This window comes from Pseudomonas sp. ANT_H4 (assembly GCF_008369295.1).
Taxonomy (GTDB): domain Bacteria; phylum Pseudomonadota; class Gammaproteobacteria; order Pseudomonadales; family Pseudomonadaceae; genus Aquipseudomonas.
In genome coordinates this window covers 510,123-529,613 of sequence record NZ_VOBG01000001.1, presented here as the reverse complement: position 1 = coordinate 529,613, position 19,491 = coordinate 510,123, and the positions used below count along the sequence as shown (strand labels likewise).

Annotated in this window: 22 protein-coding genes and 1 pseudogene; 8 read left to right on the top strand and 15 right to left on the bottom strand. The window is 54.7% G+C overall.

Annotated elements, in window-relative coordinates; genetic code table 11:
• Positions 1-151 precede the first annotated feature (151 nt).
• Positions 152-700 (top strand): sensor histidine kinase KdpD, encoded by a 549-nt coding sequence (locus FQ182_RS02575; protein ID WP_256666171.1) that lies wholly within the window; start codon positions 152-154, stop codon positions 698-700.
• Between the two features lie 195 nt (positions 701-895).
• The gene (locus tag FQ182_RS02570; protein WP_057005887.1) at positions 896-2,005 is read left to right on the top strand and encodes a D-alanyl-D-alanine carboxypeptidase family protein; all 1,110 of its coding nucleotides are present in this window, start codon (positions 896-898) and stop codon (positions 2,003-2,005) included.
• 97 nt (positions 2,006-2,102) lie between these two features.
• On the opposite strand, the gene FQ182_RS30845 is transcribed toward FQ182_RS02570, so the two are convergent.
• The 9 genes from FQ182_RS30845 to FQ182_RS02525 all read right to left on the bottom strand — a co-directional run bounded on the left by FQ182_RS30845 (position 2,103) and on the right by FQ182_RS02525 (position 8,210).
• Positions 2,103-2,501, bottom strand: a complete 399-nt coding sequence (locus FQ182_RS30845) for a CrcB family protein (protein WP_325073710.1) — start codon at positions 2,499-2,501, stop codon at positions 2,103-2,105.
• Between the two features lie 76 nt (positions 2,502-2,577).
• Positions 2,578-3,357 (bottom strand): phosphate ABC transporter ATP-binding protein PstB, encoded by a 780-nt coding sequence (gene pstB, locus FQ182_RS02560; protein WP_057005889.1) that lies wholly within the window; start codon positions 3,355-3,357, stop codon positions 2,578-2,580.
• The gene (gene pstA / locus FQ182_RS02555; protein WP_057005890.1) at positions 3,357-4,229 is read right to left on the bottom strand and encodes a phosphate ABC transporter permease PstA; all 873 of its coding nucleotides are present in this window, start codon (positions 4,227-4,229) and stop codon (positions 3,357-3,359) included. Before pstA ends, pstB begins: the two co-directional genes overlap by 1 nt.
• Positions 4,226-5,221, bottom strand: coding sequence for a phosphate ABC transporter permease subunit PstC (pstC, locus tag FQ182_RS02550; RefSeq protein ID WP_057005900.1), 996 nt, complete (start codon positions 5,219-5,221; stop codon positions 4,226-4,228). The genes pstA and pstC overlap by 4 nt, the downstream gene beginning before the upstream one ends.
• Before the next feature lie 73 nt (positions 5,222-5,294).
• Entirely contained in the window at positions 5,295-6,311 is a 1,017-nt protein-coding gene (pstS, locus tag FQ182_RS02545) for a phosphate ABC transporter substrate-binding protein PstS (RefSeq protein WP_082118724.1), read from the bottom strand.
• A 255-nt stretch (positions 6,312-6,566) separates the two neighbouring features.
• Positions 6,567-6,932 (bottom strand): YidH family protein, encoded by a 366-nt coding sequence (locus tag FQ182_RS02540; RefSeq protein ID WP_046482237.1) that lies wholly within the window; start codon positions 6,930-6,932, stop codon positions 6,567-6,569.
• 98 nt (positions 6,933-7,030) lie between these two features.
• Positions 7,031-7,450, bottom strand: a complete 420-nt coding sequence (locus FQ182_RS02535) for a DUF6691 family protein (RefSeq protein WP_057005901.1) — start codon at positions 7,448-7,450, stop codon at positions 7,031-7,033.
• A 2-nt stretch (positions 7,451-7,452) separates the two neighbouring features.
• A complete protein-coding gene (locus FQ182_RS02530) occupies positions 7,453-7,887 on the bottom strand; it encodes a YeeE/YedE family protein (protein WP_057005891.1) in 435 nt (144 codons plus the stop codon).
• Positions 7,884-8,210 (bottom strand): helix-turn-helix transcriptional regulator, encoded by a 327-nt coding sequence (locus FQ182_RS02525; RefSeq protein ID WP_057005892.1) that lies wholly within the window; start codon positions 8,208-8,210, stop codon positions 7,884-7,886. The genes FQ182_RS02530 and FQ182_RS02525 overlap by 4 nt, the downstream gene beginning before the upstream one ends.
• A gap of 130 nt (positions 8,211-8,340) precedes the next feature.
• Here FQ182_RS02525 and FQ182_RS02520 point away from each other — a divergent pair, with 130 nt between their 5' ends.
• A complete protein-coding gene (locus tag FQ182_RS02520) occupies positions 8,341-8,721 on the top strand; it encodes a rhodanese-like domain-containing protein (RefSeq protein WP_082643907.1) in 381 nt (126 codons plus the stop codon).
• 95 nt (positions 8,722-8,816) lie between these two features.
• On the opposite strand, the gene FQ182_RS02515 is transcribed toward FQ182_RS02520, so the two are convergent.
• Positions 8,817-9,668, bottom strand: coding sequence for a universal stress protein (locus FQ182_RS02515; RefSeq protein WP_057005893.1), 852 nt, complete (start codon positions 9,666-9,668; stop codon positions 8,817-8,819).
• An 11-nt stretch (positions 9,669-9,679) separates the two neighbouring features.
• Positions 9,680-11,167, bottom strand: a complete 1,488-nt coding sequence (locus tag FQ182_RS02510) for a SulP family inorganic anion transporter (RefSeq protein ID WP_057005894.1) — start codon at positions 11,165-11,167, stop codon at positions 9,680-9,682.
• A gap of 427 nt (positions 11,168-11,594) precedes the next feature.
• Here FQ182_RS02510 and FQ182_RS02505 point away from each other — a divergent pair, with 427 nt between their 5' ends.
• Positions 11,595-11,951 (top strand): hypothetical protein, encoded by a 357-nt coding sequence (locus FQ182_RS02505; protein ID WP_234427167.1) that lies wholly within the window; start codon positions 11,595-11,597, stop codon positions 11,949-11,951.
• A gap of 26 nt (positions 11,952-11,977) precedes the next feature.
• On the opposite strand, the pseudogene FQ182_RS02500 reads toward FQ182_RS02505, so the two are convergent.
• The 3 genes and pseudogenes from FQ182_RS02500 to FQ182_RS02490 form a co-directional block, all read right to left on the bottom strand.
• Positions 11,978-13,546, bottom strand: a pseudogene (locus tag FQ182_RS02500) (IS66 family transposase).
• Positions 13,547-13,627: 81 nt separating this feature from the next.
• On the bottom strand, positions 13,628-13,963 hold the full coding sequence (gene tnpB / locus FQ182_RS02495; RefSeq protein WP_057005895.1) for an IS66 family insertion sequence element accessory protein TnpB: 336 nt from the start codon (positions 13,961-13,963) through the stop codon (positions 13,628-13,630).
• Complete coding sequence (locus tag FQ182_RS02490) at positions 13,960-14,292, bottom strand: transposase (protein WP_186355073.1); 333 nt, start codon at positions 14,290-14,292, stop codon at positions 13,960-13,962. Before FQ182_RS02490 ends, tnpB begins: the two co-directional genes overlap by 4 nt.
• 426 nt (positions 14,293-14,718) lie before the next feature.
• Here FQ182_RS02490 and FQ182_RS02485 point away from each other — a divergent pair, with 426 nt between their 5' ends.
• Entirely contained in the window at positions 14,719-15,405 is a 687-nt protein-coding gene (locus FQ182_RS02485) for a histidine phosphatase family protein (RefSeq protein WP_057005896.1), read from the top strand.
• Between the two features lie 638 nt (positions 15,406-16,043).
• Here the strand turns inward: FQ182_RS02485 and FQ182_RS02480 are convergent.
• Positions 16,044-16,193, bottom strand: coding sequence for a response regulator (locus FQ182_RS02480; RefSeq protein ID WP_134939716.1), 150 nt, complete (start codon positions 16,191-16,193; stop codon positions 16,044-16,046).
• 149 nt (positions 16,194-16,342) lie between these two features.
• On the opposite strand from FQ182_RS02480, the gene arnT reads away from it, so the two are divergent.
• The 3 genes from arnT (at position 16,343) to FQ182_RS02460 (ending at position 19,441) form a co-directional block, all read left to right on the top strand.
• Entirely contained in the window at positions 16,343-17,986 is a 1,644-nt protein-coding gene (gene arnT, locus FQ182_RS02475; protein ID WP_057005897.1) for a lipid IV(A) 4-amino-4-deoxy-L-arabinosyltransferase, read from the top strand.
• 411 nt (positions 17,987-18,397) lie between these two features.
• Entirely contained in the window at positions 18,398-18,547 is a 150-nt protein-coding gene (locus FQ182_RS02465) for a transposase (protein ID WP_057005898.1), read from the top strand.
• 504 nt (positions 18,548-19,051) lie between these two features.
• Entirely contained in the window at positions 19,052-19,441 is a 390-nt protein-coding gene (locus tag FQ182_RS02460) for an antitoxin Xre-like helix-turn-helix domain-containing protein (RefSeq protein ID WP_057005192.1), read from the top strand.
• Positions 19,442-19,491: the final 50 nt, after the last annotated feature.

Below are 19,491 nucleotides of genomic sequence, written 5' to 3'. Positions count from 1 at the left end.
GCGGCGCCGCCGCTCCTGACCCAAAAGCTCACCACTCTTATCGTTGCTATTAGTCATAAACATAACCGTTTGCCTATCCCTTATCGTAAGGGGGAAACGGTGTCCTGTCTTTCATGGGGCTCGTTCAGCACTGGAAGAAAGCGAATCCATCATGTTGCGCTTCCAAGGGCTGCTGCGAATATCTGAACTTGAAGATACGAGGAGAAGGTCAGGATTTGAATCTTTTCAACCTGCGGCCCTAATAACGCAGGCGCACGAATTTTTCGAACCGTTGGCACAGGAACAGGGGCTAACACTGCTCCTTGAGATTTCAGCGGATCTTCCGGCTTTATCGGGTGATGTTTCTCTTCTGTTCGAGGCGTTGGTTAATCTTTTGGATAACGCCATCAAATTTACTCCCGAGGGTGGTGTCATTCACTTTAGGGGCTATCTGGCGGGTAACTCGCTCAATATCGAGGTCTCTGATAATGGCCCTGGAATCCCTGAGGAAGAACGTGAAAGCGTGATTCGCAGGCTTTATCGCGTCGACTCTACTCGCCAGCAACCTGGACATGGGTTGGGGCTTTCTCTGGTATCGGCAATCGTTCGGTTGCATGGATTCGTATTGAGCATCCAAGAGTCACCGCGTGGTTGCGGAGCCACGGTGTCGATTATCTGTCCTTTGCCAGAGGTGAAAGCATCCCTTGCCGCGCCAAGTTAAATTTATTTTAACCTGGGTTAATTTGAGCGATCACAAGTCCTAACTTAGTTTGGCGCGTCTTTCTGCTATCCGAGGCGGGCACTTGTGAAACACCCTAAATTGCGGCTTACACTCATTCTTGTGTGTTCTTTTTTGACACCAGCTTGGGCGGCTCCAGTATCAACCCCAAGTCCTGCGTCACCTACCCCGAGAGCGATGATCCCCGCAGCACCGCAACTGAGCGCAAAATCCTGGGTGCTTATGGATGCAGCGACCGGTACGGTTATAGATAGCCAAAACGCTGATATGCGCTTGCCCCCAGCCAGCCTGACCAAATTGATGACCGTTTATGTCGCTACCAATGAGATACAGGCTGGGCGCCTCAAGGTCGACGACCCGGTCACTGTCAGTGAGAATGCCTGGAGAACGGGCGGTTCTAGAATGTTTCTTGATCCGGGCGCCGTTGTGCCTGTGCGAGACCTACTGCGCGGCGTGGTGATCGACTCTGGCAATGACGCCAGTGTGGCGCTATCTGAGCATATCGCGGGTAGCGAAGATGCGTTTGCTGGGTTGATGAATGTCACAGCTAATAAACTTGGGCTGACTGACACCCACTTTGTGAACCCTACAGGCTTGCCGGCACCTGAACACTATTCTTCAGCTCATGATATGGCTCGGCTTGCACGGGCGATCATCACCGATGAGTCAGCTTACTACTCGTTGTACGCGCACAAATATTTCACCTGGAACAACATTCGCCAACCCAATCGGAATCTTCTCCTTTGGCGCGATCCGAGTGTTGACGGCCTCAAGACTGGCCATACTGAGGAAGCCGGATACTGCATGGTGACTTCTGCTGTTCGTGATGGGCGGCGCCTAATCAGTGCAGTATTTGGCTCGACCACGATGAACAGTCGTGCGGAAGATGCTCAAAAGATCCTGAGCTATGGCTTTCGCAATTTTGAGACGAATACCTATCAGAAAGGCGGAAAAATTTTAGCTCAACCGCGACTTTGGAAAGGCGACAAGGACGTAATCGCTGTTGGCTTGCGCGATGATGTGACACTCACGCTACCCAAGAATAGTGGTCGCAAGGTAGAAACGCGCCTACACATTAATAACGCTCTACAAGCTCCTATTGCTGTCGGCGATGTAGTCGGGAGTTTTGAGCTGTATGACGGTGTAAATAAACTTACTACCCGATCACTCATAGCGTTAGAAGCGGGAGAAGCAGGTGGTTGGTGGGTGCGTACCTGGGACACACTTCATCTTTTTTTTGCAGGATTGTTTGATGTGAAGGACGACACGGGAGAGGCAAAGGCCTGAATCTGGACGGATGATATCCAGCCGTGATTCACCTCACTGACAATCTCAAATGATGCCCACTGATCTGACTTGGCAGGGACGAAAACATCCAGTTGAGTCAGCATCCTCGATGCCCAAGGACATTTGCTTCGATGTCGTCTACCCACTGGAATGTGAGCGCTCCTAACGCAGTCATGGCAAACAACGCTATGACATGAAGCGAGATAGCCCCAATTGCAGGAATAAACCGTTCTTTGTGGCTTAACGTAGCCGATCCTGCCGAGGCTAGCGAGAAGACCGCGAGCCCTATGCAAAAGCTTGTGATGATCGCAAGGTGCCAACGAGGAAAGAGCAGCGGCGAATCCGCCCAAAAGCCGATGGTCAGGCCAATGAAGTACCCCCCGACTAAATTCGCTACGAGCGCTCCTGCGGGCATGCTAGGAAACAAAGCCTTGAGCTTCGACCCCAAAATACTGCGTAGCCACCCTCCAAACGATGCGCTTATGGCGATGGCCACTAATGTTCTCACCAAGCTGACGAACTCCTTGCCGCTCTAGGGGCTGAGAGCTTATGTACTGAAGGAAAGGGATTGGTTATCCAAAGCGACCTGTAATGTAGTCTTCCGTCTGCTTCATTTTTGGTTTGGTGAAGATGGTATCGGTCACATCATGCTCAATCAATTCGCCCATAAACATAAAGGCGGTGTAGTCCGAAACCCGAGCCGCTTGCTGCATGTTGTGGGTCACGATGATGACGGTATATTGCTCTTTCAACTCAGTAATCAACTGCTCTATGCGCCCGGTTGAGATTGGGTCAAGTGCGGAAGTCGGCTCATCCAGAAGTAATACTTGGGGGCGCAGCGCGATGGTGCGAGCGATACACAGGCGCTGTTGCTGACCACCCGACAGGCTTTGTGCGCTTTGTTTGAGCTTGTCCTTTACCTCGTCCCAAAGCGCTGCACCATTGAGGGCTTGCTCTACGCGGGCATCCATCTCATACCGGGAGAGTTGTTCATGGTGGCGCACGGCGTAGGCAACGTTGTCGTAAATGGACATCGGAAACGGCACTGGCTTCTGAAATACCATGCCGATATGGCTACGTAGCCGGTTCATCGAGTAATCCGGCGCGAGAATATTCTCTCCGTTAAGCAGCACCTCGCCGCGCGCCTCCTGCTTCGGGTACATGGCGTAGATGCGGTTGAATACCCGCAGTAACGTCGACTTCCCGCAACCTGAAGGGCCAATGATCGCAGTGATGCGTTTCTCTGGAATATCCATATCGATGGACTTAAGAGAGCGCTGGCTGTTGTAAAAAAACTCCAGGCCACGAACGCGAATTTTTGTTCTTTCGTCGGCAAGGTCACGGCTATTCATCAGGTCAACCTATTGCGTAAAAGGATCAAGCGGGACAGTAAGCTGAGTACCAGTACAAACAAGGTCAGCACCAATGCGCCAGCCCAGGCTAGGGAGTGCCAGTCATCGAATGGGCTCATGGCGTACTGGAAAACCACTACGGGCACGCTGGCAATCGGTTTCAGAAGATTGCTGCTCCAGAACTGGTTGCCGAACGCTGTAAACAGCAGCGGCGCTGTTTCACCAGTGATTCTGGCCAGTGCGAGAAGCACCCCGGTCACCACGCCTGCTTTTGCAGCTCGCAGTACGATTTGCAGAGTCAGTTTCCATTGCGGGACGCCTAACGCCAGTGCGGCTTCCCGCATGGTTGAGGGTTGCAGTTGAAGCATCTCGTCAGTGGTTCTCACCACCACTGGAATCACCAATAGCGCCAGTGCCAGAGCGCCGGCGATAGCGGAGAAGCCGACTTGGTGGTTAGTCAGTATGTTCAACGGCAGGATGACGCCGGTGTAAATGAACAGACCCAGCACAATGGACGGTGCCGAAAGCAGAATGTCGTTAATAAAGCGGACTGTGTTGCCCAGGCGCGAGTGTCGTGCGAACTCCGCTAGCCAGATTCCCGCCATCAAGCCAATGGGCGTACCGATGAGCAGGGCGATAGCGGACATCAGGGCACTGCCATAGAACGCATTTGCCAGTCCACCTTCCGTACCGGGCGGCGGTGTCATCTGTGTAAAGAGACGAAGATTGAGCGCCTGGAATCCGTTTATTACCGTAGTCAACAGAATCCAGACCAACCAAATGAGGCCGAAGGCTGTGGCGCCACAACTGAGTACCATTGCTAGCCGATTCTTGAAGGCTCGGATTTGGTAGAGACGTTCGTTACCAGTCATAGACCCTCCTTGCGTGACAGCCGCATCAGTAGGAGTCGTGCTAACGCCAAGACAATAAAGGTGACGACAAACAGCAGGAAACCCAGCGCGATGAGCGCGGAGCGATGCAGGTCGGTATAGGCTTCGCTGAACTCGTTGGCAATGACTGACGCGATGGAACTGCTTGGCATCAGCAAGGAGGCGGAGAACTGTTGAGCATTACCCAGCACGAAAGTCACCGCCATGGTCTCGCCCAATGCCCGTCCGAGCCCTAGAAAAATGCCCCCGACAACCGCAGATCGCGTGTAAGGCAGGACAATGTCCCAGACCACTTCCCAAGTAGTGCTACCTAACGCGTAAGCAGACTCCTTTAGGGTTGTGGGAACACTACGGAACACCTCATGCATGACAGAGGTGATGAAGGGCATGATCATGATTGCCAGCACAATGCCCGCTGTCAGCATGCCAATTCCTAATGGCGGCCCCTGAAACAGCGAACCGACCAAAGGAAGTTCACCCAGATAGTCATTGATCCAGGGCGATAGATGCTCTGCCATGAACGGGCCGAAAACGAACAGCCCCCACATGCCATAGATAATCGATGGGATTCCCGCAAGTAATTCAACCGCCGAGGCGACGGGCATCCGCAGCCAAGGCGGTGCTACTTCAGTAAGGAAAATCGCAATGCCAAAGCTGACGGGAACGGCAATCAGCAACGCCAGAAAAGAGGTCACCAAGGTGCCGTAAATCGGCACCAATGCACCGAAGTGATTGTTGACGGCATCCCACTCAGTGCTTGTCAGAAAGTCTAGGCCAAAAGTCTTGAGCGCAAGACTACCGCCCCAAAGTGTCGAGGCGGCGATGCTCGCCAGTAGCAAAAGCACCAGCATTGCCGCGCCCAGCATTGAACGCTTGAACCAGAGATCATGACGCTGATCGCGAGCCGCACGCTTATCACTCGTAACGTCGCCAACGTGGAGGGTCATGGTCAAAGGTTGGACTGTGTCGTTCATCATACGTCTACTCACAAACAAACCCCTTCGCCAGGCAAAACTTGCTTGAGGAAGGGGTTTGAGTGTTGCTGAATCAATGGGCGAAGTCAGACTTCCAGTAACCTTCGATACGCTTCACCAGAGAGTCAGGCAGGGCTACATAGTCCAGCGCAGAGGCCTGTTGCTGGCCTTTCTCCAACGACCATTTGAAGAAGTTGAAGGCAGCTTGGCTTTGCTCGGCATTCTTCGGCTGTTTGTACATGATGATCCAAGTGGTCGCCGTGATCGGCCATGCGCTATCGCCAGGCGCGTTGGTCATGATCAGGTTGAAGTCTTTGGCGTTAGCCCAGTCCGCAGTGTCGGCAGCCGCTTGGAAGGCTTTGGCATTGGGCTGAATGAATTTCCCGGCGGCGTTCTTCAGTTGCGCGTGCGTCATTTTATTTTGCAGGGCATAGGCGTACTCAACATAACCGATTGAGTTTTTGATCTGCTTCACGTAGGCCGAGACACCTTCGTTGCCTTTACCACCCACACCAACCGGCCAAGGCACAGTCGTGCCGAAACCGATTTTCGATTTCCAGCCATCACTCACTTTGGAGAGGTAGTTGGTGAAGTTGTATGAGGTGCCAGAGCCGTCAGAACGGTGGACGACGGTGATTTTACTGTCTGGCAGTTTCATGCCCTGGTTCAGGGCGACGATGGCCGGATCGTTCCAGACTGTAATCTCACCCAAGAAGATTTTCGCCAAGGTCTCACCATCGAGCTTCAATTGGCCCGGCGCTACACCCTCAATGTTCATCACCGGCACGATGCCGCCAATCACACTGGGAAATTGGCCTAGGCCACCGGCCTTGAGATCATCGGCAGACAACGGTGCGTCAGACGCACCAAAATCTACTGTTGCCGCTTTGATCTGAGCGATACCGCCACCCGATCCAATCGACTGGTAATTGATACGGTTGCTGGAGCTTTTGCTGTAGTCCTGCGACCACTTGGACAAAACCGGATAGACAAAGCTGGAGCCCGCACCGGTAACATCGGTCGCATGAGCAAGGCCACTCATGCAGAGGGAAGCCAGTAAGACAGACAGGCTTTTTTTAGTCAGCAACATCACGACAACACCTCAATGAAAGGAGTTAAGTGGAGGTATCCACCTATCGGAGAAGTGACGATTTAATTCTTTAAATATTTCTATCCGATGACAGTTTCGGCATTTTCAGAAATATTTTGAAATACGTGTGAATCGAGAACCTTCACTCGTTTGCTCGTTGAAAATGCTCGTCTGCATCGGTGTAAAGCCCTGGGGCTGCCGTTTACCCTCTTATGCGGAGGGCGATGTCGGGAGCCGAACGAAGGTCTGTCTTGCTTACATAATGGACAAATACGCAACGAGCAAAACGCCCAGGATTGCCGTGATGACATTGATGCCAGGGCCAGCATTGACGCTGTAGCCAAGGGGGATCTCAACAGGCTTGAGGGTCTTTACCACCTTTTTGTACTGCCAGGATGACCAACAGGCAACCGATGAGCCCAGCATTAGAAAAGCGAGTCCGATCCAGAAAGAAAAATGTTTTCCTGGAGCGCTCAAAACACCTGGCTTGAGCATTTGCAGCAGTAGTCCGAATCGTTCAATTACAAAGCCAAACGCCATCAGCGAAAGGCTGGTTCGGTTCCAGGCCAGCAAGGTTCGCTCAGCAGCAAAGAAGACTCGTGGATCGTTCAGGTCTGACATCAAATACCCCTTGGCTCTCAATAGGTGAAATCGATCTGGTCAGCGTGTGTAGACGTCTGACCGTGCTTCAGTCATTCGCTTTCATGGCTATCACCTAATCAGGCCGTGCGCCGACGTTCTAATAGAGAGAACAAGTACATACCCGCCAACATGGCCAATACGAATATGATGATTTTCCCGTGCCCCGTAAGCAGAATAGCGACCGCTGGCCCAGGGCAGATCCCCGCAATTCCCCAACCGATACCAAACACCAGGCTGCCGCCAATCAAGCGGGCATCCAACTCCCGTTTCATCGGTAACTGCATGGGGGCACCAAGCAACGATTGCTTGTTCTTGCGCGCCCAATTCAAGGGGATAGCCGCCACTGCGATAGCTCCTCCCATCACCAGGGCGAGTGACGGATCCCAGGCCCCGGCCACATCAAGAAATGCCAACACCTTGGCGGGGTTCGCCATACCTGCCAGAAGAAGCCCGAAGCCGAAGATCAGTCCTGCAAAAAATGCGCTCAGCTTGATCATTTTCATGCTCCCACCACATGACGAATGGCGTACACCGTTGCAAAACCGGCGAACATAAAGCACATCGTTGCAGTGATCGAGCGGGCTGACAGTCGAGAGATCCCACAAACGCCATGACCGCTTGTACAGCCGGAGCCGTAACGGGTGCCCACGCCTACGAGCAGCCCCGCAATAATCAGAGCGGGCCACTCAGCCTTGATCTCGATCTCCGGTAATAAGGTGAACGCTCCCCACAACAACGGAGCAATCACTAGGCCAAGAAGAAACAGCGCCTTCTCGCTCCAGCCTTCACTGCCAAATTGCATCACGCTTCCAATCAGCCCACTGATGCCTGCGATGCGACCATTTGCGAGAACGAACAAGCTAGCCGCCAGACCTATCAAGGCCCCTCCGCCTACGGAAGTCCAAGGCGTAAAGTTGATCCAATCAATGCTCATTTTGCATCTCCTGCACAGAAGTGCTGATAAAGGACATGGATCACCGCAAGCGCGGCAGAGCTGCTGATTCGGTAATAGACTTGCTTTCCCGCGCGTCGCGTTTCCACCATGCTCTTGCTACGTAGCACCGCGAGTTGTTGAGACAACGTAGGTTGCTGAATGCCCGACAAGGCCTCTAAATCGGTCACATTTAACTCACCCTGCGACAGTTGGCAGAGAAGGAGCAATCGATCAGGGTTCGCCAGCACTTTCAGTAGCTGGCCAGCAGCTTCAGCGCTAGCTCGCAGTTGCTGGATATCGAGTTCATTTTCAGGGCGTTGCATAACTGCCGACTCATTTAGAATTTATATAATATATATATTTACATAATGAATGCCTAGGGCCATGGTGTCGAGGCGGGTGCAGCCCGCATCCTGAATTGAAAAACTCGACGCAAATGAGATTAAATCTTAAATGAAAAGCTCACATGATCTTGTGACAGAAGCTAAATTACACATCAGAGAAATAGACCTTGGCTCAGCAGATGCTGCAGTAGAGGAAGCTGATCTACTGATCGATGTACGGGAGCCAGATGAGTACAGCGCTGGCCATATCCCTGGCGCAGTAAACATTCCACGTGGGATTTTGGAGTTCAGGCTTAGCAGCACGCCAGAACTCGCTATCCGAGACTTAAAGATAATTCTTTATTGCAAAACGAGCGGAAGAGCTGCTCTTTCTGCCTTAGCTCTGGGTGAGATGGGCTACGTCAATGTGTCTTCTATCGCTGGAGGCTTTGATGCTTGGGTAGCAGAGGCTAAGGCAGTAGCTACGCCAAGCCTCCCTGCGTTTGAATAAGTGAGTCTCGGTTTTTGGTACTGCACTTCGTTTGGCATCCACTGAGTCGCACCTGTATTTGTTAGATGCGACCCAATTCGTGTACTTGCAGCTACTCAACGAAGCAACAGTATCGGCATGGTGGCTGTGCTGAGCATCATCGTCGTTGTACTGCCTACCAGAAATTGTCTAATGCGCGAGTGGCCGTAGGCCCCCATGACGAGAAGATCAATTCCCTGCTCCGCCTGATAAGCGTGCAGAGCCTCGTCCACTTCTCCATGCAGGATCTGGGCGTGGATGACAAAGCCAGCAGTAAGGAGCGTGCTCCTCGCTTTCTCCAGCGACTCTCGGTTGCCTTCCGAATCAGCACCAACCATAACGAGATGAATCGGTAGGTTTGCGCAAAGCGGACTAGCGGCAAGCAGATCAACGGTTTTGTGTGCTGTGCGGCTACCGTCAAACGCGAGCATCACCTTTTGTGGCATTTTATAGCTGCTTGCGGTTATCAAAATTGGACGGTGAATTGTGCGTACAATAGCTTCAATTTGGCTGCCAAGGCTGTGCACTCCACGTTTGCTGTCTTCACCCACTCGCCCAATGACCAGCAGTCGAATATCGTCCTGAAGATCGATCAGACTTTCTATCAAGTGTCCGTGGCGCTGCTTTAACTCAGGAAAAGCTGCGCCGGCTATGACCGTCCGCTCCCTGGACTTCTCGAGCATGTGTTGACCTTGCTCCAGAGCGAGCCTGGCACGCTGAGCATCTAGAGTAGCCAGCTCCTCCAGTAGATGCTCTCGACTTCCGAGACCAATATTTCCGCTCAGGTTTGCTGATGCAGGGTATTTCTCCTCATCCAATACATGCAGCAAGGTAAGAGGCGCGCTAAGTCGTTGCGACGCCCATGCTGAGTAGTCGCAGACCGCCAGCGAGGATTGTGAGTTATCAATGCATGCCATTACGTGGGTCATTGTCGGTCTCCTTAGTGGCTCATGAGCTTATCGATGGCGTCAGGTTTGTCATGCACGCCAAAGCGGTCAACGATAGTGGCACTGGCTTCATTCAGACCGAGCACTTCAACCTCGGCGCCTTCGCGACGGAACTTGATAACCACCTTGTCCAGCGCTGCAACCGAGGTGATATCCCAGAAATGGGCTTGGGTCAGCTCGATAGTGACCTTCTTGAGTGCCTCCTTGAAGTCGAAGACATTGGTGAATTTGTCTGCGGAGCTGAAGAACACCTGGCCCACAACACGGTAAGTCCGGTGCGATTCAGTCTCCTCAAGACTGCTTGTGATATCCAGGTAGTGCCCGACTTTGTTCGCAAAGAACAGCGATGCCAGCAGCACCCCAACCAACACACCATAGGCCAGGTTATGCGTTGCCACGACCACCACAACAGTTGCCACCATGACGATGTTGGTCGACAACGGGTGCGCTTTCAGATTTCGCAGCGAGTCCCAACTGAAGGTGCCGATGGACACCATGATCATTACGGCAACCAATGCCGCCATCGGGATTTTGGAGAGCCATTCGCCCAAGAACACGACCATCAGCAGCAAGAAGATGCCTGCGCATAAAGTTGAAAGGCGAGTTCGACCGCCAGACTTCACGTTGATGATCGACTGTCCAATCATGGCGCAGCCGGCCATGCCACCGAGCATCCCTGCTGCAATGTTGGCAACGCCTTGGCCCTTGCACTCGCGGTTTTTGTTACTGGTGGTATCGGTCAGATCATCAACGATGGTCGCTGTCATCATGGACTCCAGTAGGCCCACAACTGCGAGCGCTGCTGAATACGGGAAAATGATGCGCAAGGTTTCAAGGTTCATCGGGACTTCAGGCCACAGGAAAATAGGCAGTGTGTCCGGTAGCTGACCCATGTCTCCAACGGTGCGGATATCCAGCCCCAAGTAAATCGCGATAGCAGTCAGGGTCAGGATGCACACAAGTGGCGAGGGAATCAGCTTGCCGATCTTCGGTACATATGGAAACAGGTAGATGATTCCGAGACCTGCTGCGGTCATGGCGTAGACGTGCCAGGTGACGTTGGTCAATTCAGGCAACTGCGCCATGAAAATCAGAATCGCCAAGGCGTTAACAAAACCCGTGACCACAGAGCGAGAGACGAAGCGCATCAGCGAACCTAGCTTCAGGTAACCCGCGAGTATCTGGAGTACCCCACAGAGCAGCGTTGCTGCCAGCAGATACTGAAGCCCGTGATCTTTCACCAAGGTGACCATGAGCAGTGCCATCGCTCCGGTCGCCGCCGAGATCATGCCAGGGCGACCGCCGACGAATGCGATAACTGCGCAGATACAGAAGGAGGCGTAGAGGCCGACCTTGGGGTCGACGCCGGCGATGATGGAAAAGGCGATGGCTTCGGGGATCAGCGCTAGTGCGACCACGATCCCCGCGAGCACATCTCCACGAACGTTGGAGAACCACGTTTTTTTGAGTGATTGCAACATCAGAATATCCAAGGCAATGCACCGCACGTACACCAAGCGAATGGCGAGCGCGTCGATACGAATTCAAATTTTGAGGATTATTTGACTGTGTGCTTTGGGTGTAAGAACCGGGCATACAGCAGTACGCACCGCGAGCGAAAACAGGCCGGTGCGAGGTGTTGCGAGGGGGCGTAGCGCTAAGGCGGCGTAGGCTGCCAGTAGATCGTTCGGAGTACAGTCATGCTGGTGTTCCTGTAGCTCAAGCGCGGGGCTGAGCAATAAGTATACAGTTGAGTTATCGCCGATTGCCACCCGCCGACTCAGTTTGGTTGGTTTCCTAGGACTCGCCCTGATCGGACTAGATTGAGCAGTCGAGGAGAATATGACATCGTCACTGCCAACCTTACTGAGCTACCCAAGCTGCTCCCTGCCTTGGAAGCATTCGCGGATGACTGAACCCGATAATTGCAACGAGCCCCTGCAGGCGGCATTGATTCAGGAGGAAATCCTAAAGATTCTGAAAGACGCCAAGGTGCTGGCGCGCAGATTCTACCGCCTAACCGGCAAGCCGCTGGGCGTCACCGGCGAGGTCGCAGAGTACGAAGCTGCTACTCGACTCGGCCTGTTGCTACATCCTGCAAGGCAGGCAGGTTACGACGCTACAGAGGCGCTGGAAGATGGTGTCGCGAGAATCCAGATCAAGGGTCGCTGTATCCTGAACCCGCAAAAGATTACGGGACGTATGGGTGCAATCGATCTACGACAACCCTTCGATACGGTGCTCTTGGTGCTGCTTGATTCGTAAGCGTACGGGCAAACCGTCTTGCACGACTAAGCCGGACGCCACCTATGCGGTAGCAACTCTGCAATCTCACTTGCTCGCTGCGTAGGCATGCGCGTCAGCACATCCTTCAGGTAGGCATAGGGATCGTGCCCATTGTTCCGGGCCGACTGGATCAAACTCATGATCGCAGCGGCGCGTTTGCCGCTGCGTAGCGACCCAGCAAAGAGCCAGTTCTTGCGCCCCAGCGCCCAAGGCCGTATCTGGTTCTCACACCATTTATTATCAATAGGTACGGCCCCGTCATCGAGGTAGCGCGACAGCGCCGTCCAGCGTTTCAAGCTGTAATCCAAGGCTTTGCCAATGGCCGAACCGTTATGCACGATGTCGCGCTGGGCAACCATCCAGGCATGCAACGCATCCATCACGGGTACCGCCTTTTCCTGCCGTATTCGGCGGCGTATGTCCGGTTCCAGTTCCTTGATTTCCCCCTCGATCTCGTACAGCACCTGCATGTAACGCAACGCTTGTTCAGCCAGCGTGCTCTTCTGGGTCGCATGCAGTTCGAAGAACTTGCGCCGGGCATGAGCCATGCAGCCGATTTCAGTCACGCCGAGTTCGAAGCTGGCCTTGTAACCGCCGAAATCATCGCAGACCAGCTTGCCTTTCCAGTCTTGCAGGAAGTTACGCGCATGCTCGCCGGCCCGGCTGAGGCTGAAGTCGTAAACGACAGCCGAGGTTTCGCAAAACGGGCTGGTGGCGTAAGCCCAAACGTAGGAACGATGGGTTTTCTTGGTGCCCGGCATGAGCATTTGCACCGGCGTTTCATCAACGTGAACGACCGGCTGTTCAAGCACCACTTCGCGCAGCGCATCGACCAGTGGCTGCAACTGCACGCCACAGGCGCCAACCTATTGGGCGAGGGTCGAACGCGGGATAACCAGGCCGGCGCGGCCAAACATGGCTTCCTGGCGATACAGCGGCAGATGGTCAGCAAACTTCGCAATCATGACGTGGGCCAACAAGCCCGCAGTCGGGATGCCCTTGTCGATCACCTGCGCTGGCACCGGGGCCTGGATCAGTGTTTCGCAACTGTCGCAGACCCACTTGCCACGGATATGGCGCTCCACGGTGAACACGCCAGGTGTGTAATCGAGCTTCTCGCTGACATCTTCACCGATGCGTTTGAGCGCGCAGCCACAGGCACACTCCGTGTTGTCCGGCTCGTGATGGATCAGCGTGCGGGGAAACTCAGGCGGCAAGGCGCGACGCTTGGGTTTCTGCTTTTCCTGGGTCGGTGCCGGAGTAACTTGCAGCGACTCCAGTTCCGCTTCAATGGCAGCGATATCGGTATCGATCAGATCGTCGAGCAAACTGGCCTGTTCCGGGCTCATTTGTTCGCTGCGTTTGGCGAACTTGAAACGCTTGAGTTGGGCGATCTCGTGGCTGAGTTTTTCGATCAACGTTTTGTCGTTATGGATCTTCTTGTCCATGACCTGGACGGTCTTGCCCATCGTTTCAACTTGCTCGTCGAGCGCCGAGACGCGTTGCAGCAACTGCGCCGCGAGTGCACGCAGTTGTTCGGGGTTCAGTTGGTCGAGGTCGGGGATCGAAGTCATGTCGCCGATCTTGCCAGATCAGCGTAAACAGGACGACAGGCTGATCGGACAATTGCGCTGCCGGATGGGGCATGGCTCGGTTCAGAGGATGGAAATGGCGTTTGCGGGGCCAACTCTCTGCCATGGCAAGCCCAGTATCAAGGCGTGTAGCTGTTCGGTGCTCAGCTCCATTTGTGAACCGTGGCGCGTGCCAGGCCAAGCGAATTTGCCCTGGTGGAGCCGACGTGCCGCCAACCAGATGCCCAACCCATCGTGCACCAGGACTTTCATGCGGGTGGCGCGGCGGTTGGCGAACAGATAAGCGCAGTGCGGCTGCGCCGCACCGAACACTGAAATCACGCGGGCCATGGCGGTGTCGGTGCCGGCGCGCATGTCCATCGGCTCGGTGGCGAGCCAGATGGTATCGATGCGGATCATCGCAGCAGATCTCGCAGAAAGGTGGCACAGGCTGCGGCGTTTTCGGTTGGCCAGCTCACTTTGACGGTGCCGCATGGGTGCGGGATTTCGAGACAAATAGTCGACGACACGGCTTGTGAATTTACTCCGGCTAGCTGCAAGGGCAGCGGAATGAACGCAGGCTGCAGAGCCATGGTTTTCTGCGCTTGGACTCGAATCCATTTATGGACGAGGTTTGCGTTAAGGCTGTGGCTCAGCGCAACGCTGGCAATCGAGGCCCCTGGCTGGGCGCACTCTTGAATGACCTGAGCCTTGAAGGATTTGGAATAGGAACGGCGTTGTGACTGCATGAAAGACCCGCTTAAAAGGCTAGAAATGGTGTCCACTTTCAGGTGGACACCATCACCTTTGGCGTTGGGGTCAGGAAGGTGTGTTGGCCGGACGCATACGCCCCAATCTCTATAATCGCCGACCTTTAATTTTATGGACCTCCGGCCCCCCCCCCCGGTTACATGAGGCCGGATGTTGGAGGAGGATGGCAACGAGGCTGGGACGTTAGTGCAGATGGCCAAGATTTCGTCGTATGCAGGGGCGAGTAAGAGGCTCTGAATGCTTGACTCTGGTCGCCCCAAAGCGTGACGCATACTTCTGTTTTTTCACGTTGTTTTCACCGTTTTAATACACAGCCATCTCTACATTCCCGCAGTATCTATGGTGCCGCGAAAAGGCGAGCTCCTGACTAGTACCGCTGTTCCTACCTCTGCAGGAGTGATGATATGGCTAGCATCCAGATGGGTGATGCTACAGCAGGCAAAGTGAACAATCGTACCGTGCGCTTGAGCAGGAAAAATATCGCATTTGGCTTAGCTGCCATTGCCGCATTGACTGCTGCCACATGGTATTTCCTTGCGCCCCGCGTGCCGGATCTGGGTGATGGAAATAACTTTGTACAGTCCGGCCTTAACGGACAGTGGATGGAGGGAAATGTCATAGTGATGGTTAGGCATGCCGAGCGCTGTGATCGTTCAAGCAATCCCTGCTTCGGGCCCCCCAACGGCATCACGGTCAATGGCCAGCAGCAGGCGTTGGCTGTCGCTAAGGGTTTGCAGAAGTTGGGTCTTGATAACGCTACCCTCATCTCCAGCCCGAAGACGCGTACCCAGCAGACAGCCGATCTCATCGCGGGCAATACCGCGACCTCACAGAAGTGGGTTGGCGAGTGCGACGCAGGCTTCAGGAATGCCGCGATGGCTTACAAGAAACCTAAGGAAAACCTGGTGCTGATTACTCACAGCGGTTGCATCGATCACTTCGAACGCACGATGCGGGTGCCTGCAGGTCAGCGATCCAGCGATTACGCCGAGGCATTTTTCATAGCTGCCGATGGTGCTAATGCGCCGAGGATCCTGGGCTCTCTGGGTTTTACACAGTGGAAGACAGTGATGGGCGAATCGTCGAAATGATGCGGCGCGTCACGCAGAGCACTATCGCTGGCTCGTCTGAAATCCACCAATATCCGCTTCATCCATAAGAGAGACTAGAGGAATAATCCACCAAAGTTCGCGTCACTCGCGCCGCTACCACTATTGGGAGAGCTAAATGAGGTGGGGAGTCTTCCCAAGAAGCTCATTTTTCCTGTCTTCAGTCAATTTGCCTAATCTCGTCCTCATTCTTGGGACAATGGCCACCCATCGTTCTTTCATGGCAGCAGGTCCTGCGGTCGACGCACTGTCTGATTGTCATTTCAGCGCCCATTCCCTAGTTATTCAACGGGAGGTTTCTGTGAGCTGTCACTGTGAGTTTCAGCCGCACCGAGCTCTAAACCTGGCAACAGGTAAATCGACCCAATAAGCGAAACCGGGGCAGGGAATTGCTCTGTTGTAAGTCCTATTAGGCAAAACACCCGGCTGCTCTGCTGGTCAACTGGCGCAGGATTGATGTGCACGACGTAAGCGCCAACGTGCAGCGCAACGATCTACTCGGCAAAGGAAATATGGCAATTTCATAACAGTCCCTCAGTCTCAACTAAGTTTCGCTATGTATCTTTTCCTCTGCGCAAGTTCAGTGCAGCTCACCTCAGGAGAAGCTACCTACACATGGATCACGAAAAAGCCGGATGGCTCAACAAAGTACCCGATGTGAGCGCCCCATCGCCGTCTATCGCCAGATCGACGATCCAGCCGGCTTCCTGCAAGCTGCGTTGCACGGTCTTGCCCAGCAGGGAGTTGTCTTCGACCGTCCGCGCTTTCATGCGTACTTCCCTAGATCTTCCCCATCCGAATTGCGCCAGTTCCAACGTATCACTCCGTTTGTTCGCCGGCACAGCATTTTAAGGAGACCCACCGCATGTCTTCGACCACCTCGATAACACCCCCCACAGTAGTCACTAGGCCAGCCGGGATGGTGACGCTGCCCGCGCTGGCCTATCCGGCGCTGTTCATCGCCTTCGCCCTATTCTTCGTTCTGCCTCTGGGCTTCCACGGCCTCTGGGTGCCGGATGAAACGCGCTATGCACAGGCGGCCCAGGAGATGCTGAACACGGACAACTGGGTGGTGCCGCACTTCATGGGGCTGCGTTATTTCGAGAAACCCATAGGAGGCTATTGGCTGATCGCGATCGCCCAGGCGCTATTCGGCGACAACCTCTTCGGTACGCGCATAGCCTCGGCGCTGACCACCGGTGCTACCGTGCTGCTGGTGTTCCTGCTGACTCGCCGGCTGTGGAGCGACCCACTCAAGACCTGGACCGCTTGTCTGCTTTACATGACCTTCGGCCTCGCCGCCGGGCAGGCCGGGTACTCCAACATCGACCCGCAATTGGCGCTTTGGACCACCCTCAGCCTGGCCTCGGCCTGGCTCGGCATGGAAGGCCGCAGCGCTCGGGAGCGCTGGCTAGGTTGGGCTCTGCTCGGCGCGGCCTGTGCCATCGGATTCATGACCAAGGGCTTCCTCGCCTGGTTACTGCCGGTGATCGTGGTGGTGCCTTACGCCGTGCTTCACGGGCGCTGGCGGGAGCTGCTCAAGGGCGGGCCGCTGGCGGTGCTGATCGCGGTGCTGATCAGTCTGCCGTGGGTGCTGGCGGTCAATCAGCGGGAGCCGGACTTCTGGAACTTCTTCTTCTGGAACGAGCACATCCGCCGCTTCACCAGCAACCATGCGCAGCACACGGCGCCGTTCTGGTTCTTCATCCCCATCCTGCTTGCTGGCAGCTTGCCCTGGACGCTGTTGGTGATACCCGCCCTCAAGCGTACCTGGGCGGAGCGGCGCGAGCGCCATAGCGGGTTTCTCGCGCTTTGGTTCGCTATGCCATTCCTGTTCTTCAGCCTCAGCAAGGGCAAGCTGCCGACCTACATCCTGCCATGCTTCGCGCCACTCGCGCTGCTCATGGCCAACACCCTGGTAGACAAGCTGCGCCAGAAGGACCTGCGTCTGCTGCGCGGTAACGGGCTGCTCAACCTGGCTCTAGGAGGTTTGTCGCTGCTGGGGCTGATCGGTCTCGAACTAACTCACCCTGTGTTTTCCGGCTACCCCGCGCGCTTGGCCAGCGCGGCGCTGGTCTGCATGGTCTGGGCGCTGTGCGGTGCGATCCAGTGGAAGCGCGCCAGCCAGCACTGGTACGCACCGGCCCTGGCGATCTGGGTACTGATCGCAGTGCTGCCGGCATCCATGCCGCAGACCATCGTCGATAACAAGATGCCTGACCAGTTCATCGCCGAGCACCTGGACCCGCTGCAGGGCGCGCGCAGCCTGCTGAGCAACGACCTGGGTGCAGCTTCGGCCTTGGCGTGGCGTCTGAACCGCAGTGACGTGACGCTGCTCAATGTTGATGGAGAGTTGCGCTACGGCCTTGGGTACGCGGATGCACAAGATCGACGCGTTCTGTCGAAAGACGTTGGTGACTGGCTAAGTAAGCAGATGAAGCTAGGACCCGTAGGGATTGTGCTGAAAGCCCCCGACATGCATGGCGACCAGCTTCCGTCTTGGCTTCCCGATGGAGCGAAGGTGTTTCGAGAGAACAACCTCCTAATTGTGATCACTCGCTAGCTTTATCAGGCGACTTTTCACGCATCGAGAGATTCGTCCGGTAAAGGCCTGGAATTTCCAATGCCCGCCAAGTGCATACAGGGCTCTCCGGTGCGTTATGGATTACGGTGTGTGGAAATAGCGACGTCAACGCTGCACTCGTGAGGAGGGGGGCAGCACTCCAGTGGCATCTTTTTCGTGTAGTTGCATTTCCTCCCAATTTTCACAGCAGCTGTATCCAAGCTTTCGATGGCCGCACCGGTAAGTTTGTGCCCTTGCCAAAAACTCTACCCTCCGCGCGGGTTCGTACTAAGTCGTGCTTTGACCCACATAGATGACTCCTGAAATACAGCACCCGCGTGGCACCATCAAAGTGAACTGGCCGATCGGAAGCGCTGTCGCCTGTGCCACTTTTCTGCGAGATCTGTTGGTATGATTGGAGTTGAAGCCATCTGGCTTTCCATCGAGCCTATGGACATGCGCGCCGGTACCGAGATCGCGCTGGCCAGATTGATCGCAGTGTTCGGTGTCGTGAAGCCGCACTGTGCATACCCCTTCGTTAATCGCCGTGCCAACGAATGAAGTTCTTGGTGCATGACGGTGTGGCAACGAAGCCCACGTGGATAATGACCCGGTGCCAACCTCTGCATGAGCTACGTCTGCAGGGCCTCCCGACTCATCTATTTTTGTGAACATAGACCGACGTCAGACGGTCGCGGTAGGGGGGGCAGGTAACCACCGTCCCTGCCGCGGCCCTTGAAAATACACCTAAAAGGGACTAGATATAAAAACGCTACCCTTTGAGATTCCGAACATGAAATCCACATTAGCCGCAGAGCTTCGCCAAATCGCCAAGAACGCTCCACGACTTTATTTCGCTCCGCTGATCGGAGCCATAAAAGAGATCCGATCTGAGATGCATAAAACCTACAACACAGAGTCAAAGAAAAATTAAGTGTTTCTTCGACTAACTCTTAGGTAGGTGGTAGATTTTTTACTTCTCCGCTACAGGCTATGCGCATGCTGAGGCGGGCCTCTCTACTTCAGCCATTAGTAGGTAAACTGCGTACGGCAGAGGAGAACAGGATGATCAGTGGTGAACGTCTTAGCGAGCAGCAGGCTACCACCGGGTTGAAGGTGGCTTTGCGCATCATCGGCGCCTGGGAAGCCACGCCCAGTCAGGCGTGCCGGATTCTCAGAATTTCACCCGCGACCTACCGTCGCGCATGGCGTGGCATTGCTGCAGGTCAGCGGCTCGATAAAGATCAGCAGCAACGCATCGGGATGGTGCTGGGTATCCACGCTTCGCTGCGGATGGTCTTCTCCAACCAGGCAAACGTGAAAGGTTTCCCTCGCTTCAAGAACGACAATCCGTTTTTTGCCGGCCGATTGCCACTGGAAGTCATGGCTCAAGGTGACATGATTGCGCTCTTCGAGACCTACAAGCGGATCGAGCACCTGGTGCTAGCCAGCTGAGAAGGCGACCCTTATCACAGAGACATTGAGGACATCATCATCATGCTTGA

What these genes read in the sequence shown, in the direction of transcription:
- FQ182_RS02480 (WP_134939716.1), bottom strand. Translation starts at nt 16,193, where the DNA reads ATGAAAGCGCGGACGGTCGAAGACAACTCCCTGCTGGGCAAGACCGTG.
- FQ182_RS02460 (WP_057005192.1), top strand. Translation starts at nt 19,052, where the DNA reads ATGATCAGTGGTGAACGTCTTAGCGAGCAGCAGGCTACCACCGGGTTG.
- FQ182_RS02540 (WP_046482237.1), bottom strand. Translation starts at nt 6,932, where the DNA reads ATGTCAGACCTGAACGATCCACGAGTCTTCTTTGCTGCTGAGCGAACC.
- FQ182_RS02525 (WP_057005892.1), bottom strand. Translation starts at nt 8,210, where the DNA reads ATGCAACGCCCTGAAAATGAACTCGATATCCAGCAACTGCGAGCTAGC.
- arnT (WP_057005897.1), top strand. Translation starts at nt 16,343, where the DNA reads ATGGTGACGCTGCCCGCGCTGGCCTATCCGGCGCTGTTCATCGCCTTC.
- FQ182_RS02535 (WP_057005901.1), bottom strand. Translation starts at nt 7,450, where the DNA reads ATGATCAAGCTGAGCGCATTTTTTGCAGGACTGATCTTCGGCTTCGGG.
- FQ182_RS02570 (WP_057005887.1), top strand. Translation starts at nt 896, where the DNA reads ATGATCCCCGCAGCACCGCAACTGAGCGCAAAATCCTGGGTGCTTATG.
- FQ182_RS02515 (WP_057005893.1), bottom strand. Translation starts at nt 9,668, where the DNA reads ATGACCCACGTAATGGCATGCATTGATAACTCACAATCCTCGCTGGCG.
- pstA (WP_057005890.1), bottom strand. Translation starts at nt 4,229, where the DNA reads ATGACTGGTAACGAACGTCTCTACCAAATCCGAGCCTTCAAGAATCGG.
- FQ182_RS02530 (WP_057005891.1), bottom strand. Translation starts at nt 7,887, where the DNA reads ATGAGCATTGATTGGATCAACTTTACGCCTTGGACTTCCGTAGGCGGA.
- pstB (WP_057005889.1), bottom strand. Translation starts at nt 3,357, where the DNA reads ATGAATAGCCGTGACCTTGCCGACGAAAGAACAAAAATTCGCGTTCGT.
- tnpB (WP_057005895.1), bottom strand. Translation starts at nt 13,963, where the DNA reads ATGATCCGCATCGATACCATCTGGCTCGCCACCGAGCCGATGGACATG.
- FQ182_RS02510 (WP_057005894.1), bottom strand. Translation starts at nt 11,167, where the DNA reads ATGTTGCAATCACTCAAAAAAACGTGGTTCTCCAACGTTCGTGGAGAT.
- FQ182_RS02575 (WP_256666171.1), top strand. Translation starts at nt 152, where the DNA reads ATGTTGCGCTTCCAAGGGCTGCTGCGAATATCTGAACTTGAAGATACG.
- FQ182_RS02520 (WP_082643907.1), top strand. Translation starts at nt 8,341, where the DNA reads ATGAAAAGCTCACATGATCTTGTGACAGAAGCTAAATTACACATCAGA.
- pstC (WP_057005900.1), bottom strand. Translation starts at nt 5,221, where the DNA reads ATGAACGACACAGTCCAACCTTTGACCATGACCCTCCACGTTGGCGAC.
- FQ182_RS02505 (WP_234427167.1), top strand. Translation starts at nt 11,595, where the DNA reads ATGACTGAACCCGATAATTGCAACGAGCCCCTGCAGGCGGCATTGATT.
- FQ182_RS02465 (WP_057005898.1), top strand. Translation starts at nt 18,398, where the DNA reads ATGATTGGAGTTGAAGCCATCTGGCTTTCCATCGAGCCTATGGACATG.
- FQ182_RS02485 (WP_057005896.1), top strand. Translation starts at nt 14,719, where the DNA reads ATGGCTAGCATCCAGATGGGTGATGCTACAGCAGGCAAAGTGAACAAT.
- FQ182_RS02490 (WP_186355073.1), bottom strand. Translation starts at nt 14,292, where the DNA reads ATGCAGTCACAACGCCGTTCCTATTCCAAATCCTTCAAGGCTCAGGTC.
- pstS (WP_082118724.1), bottom strand. Translation starts at nt 6,311, where the DNA reads ATGTTGCTGACTAAAAAAAGCCTGTCTGTCTTACTGGCTTCCCTCTGC.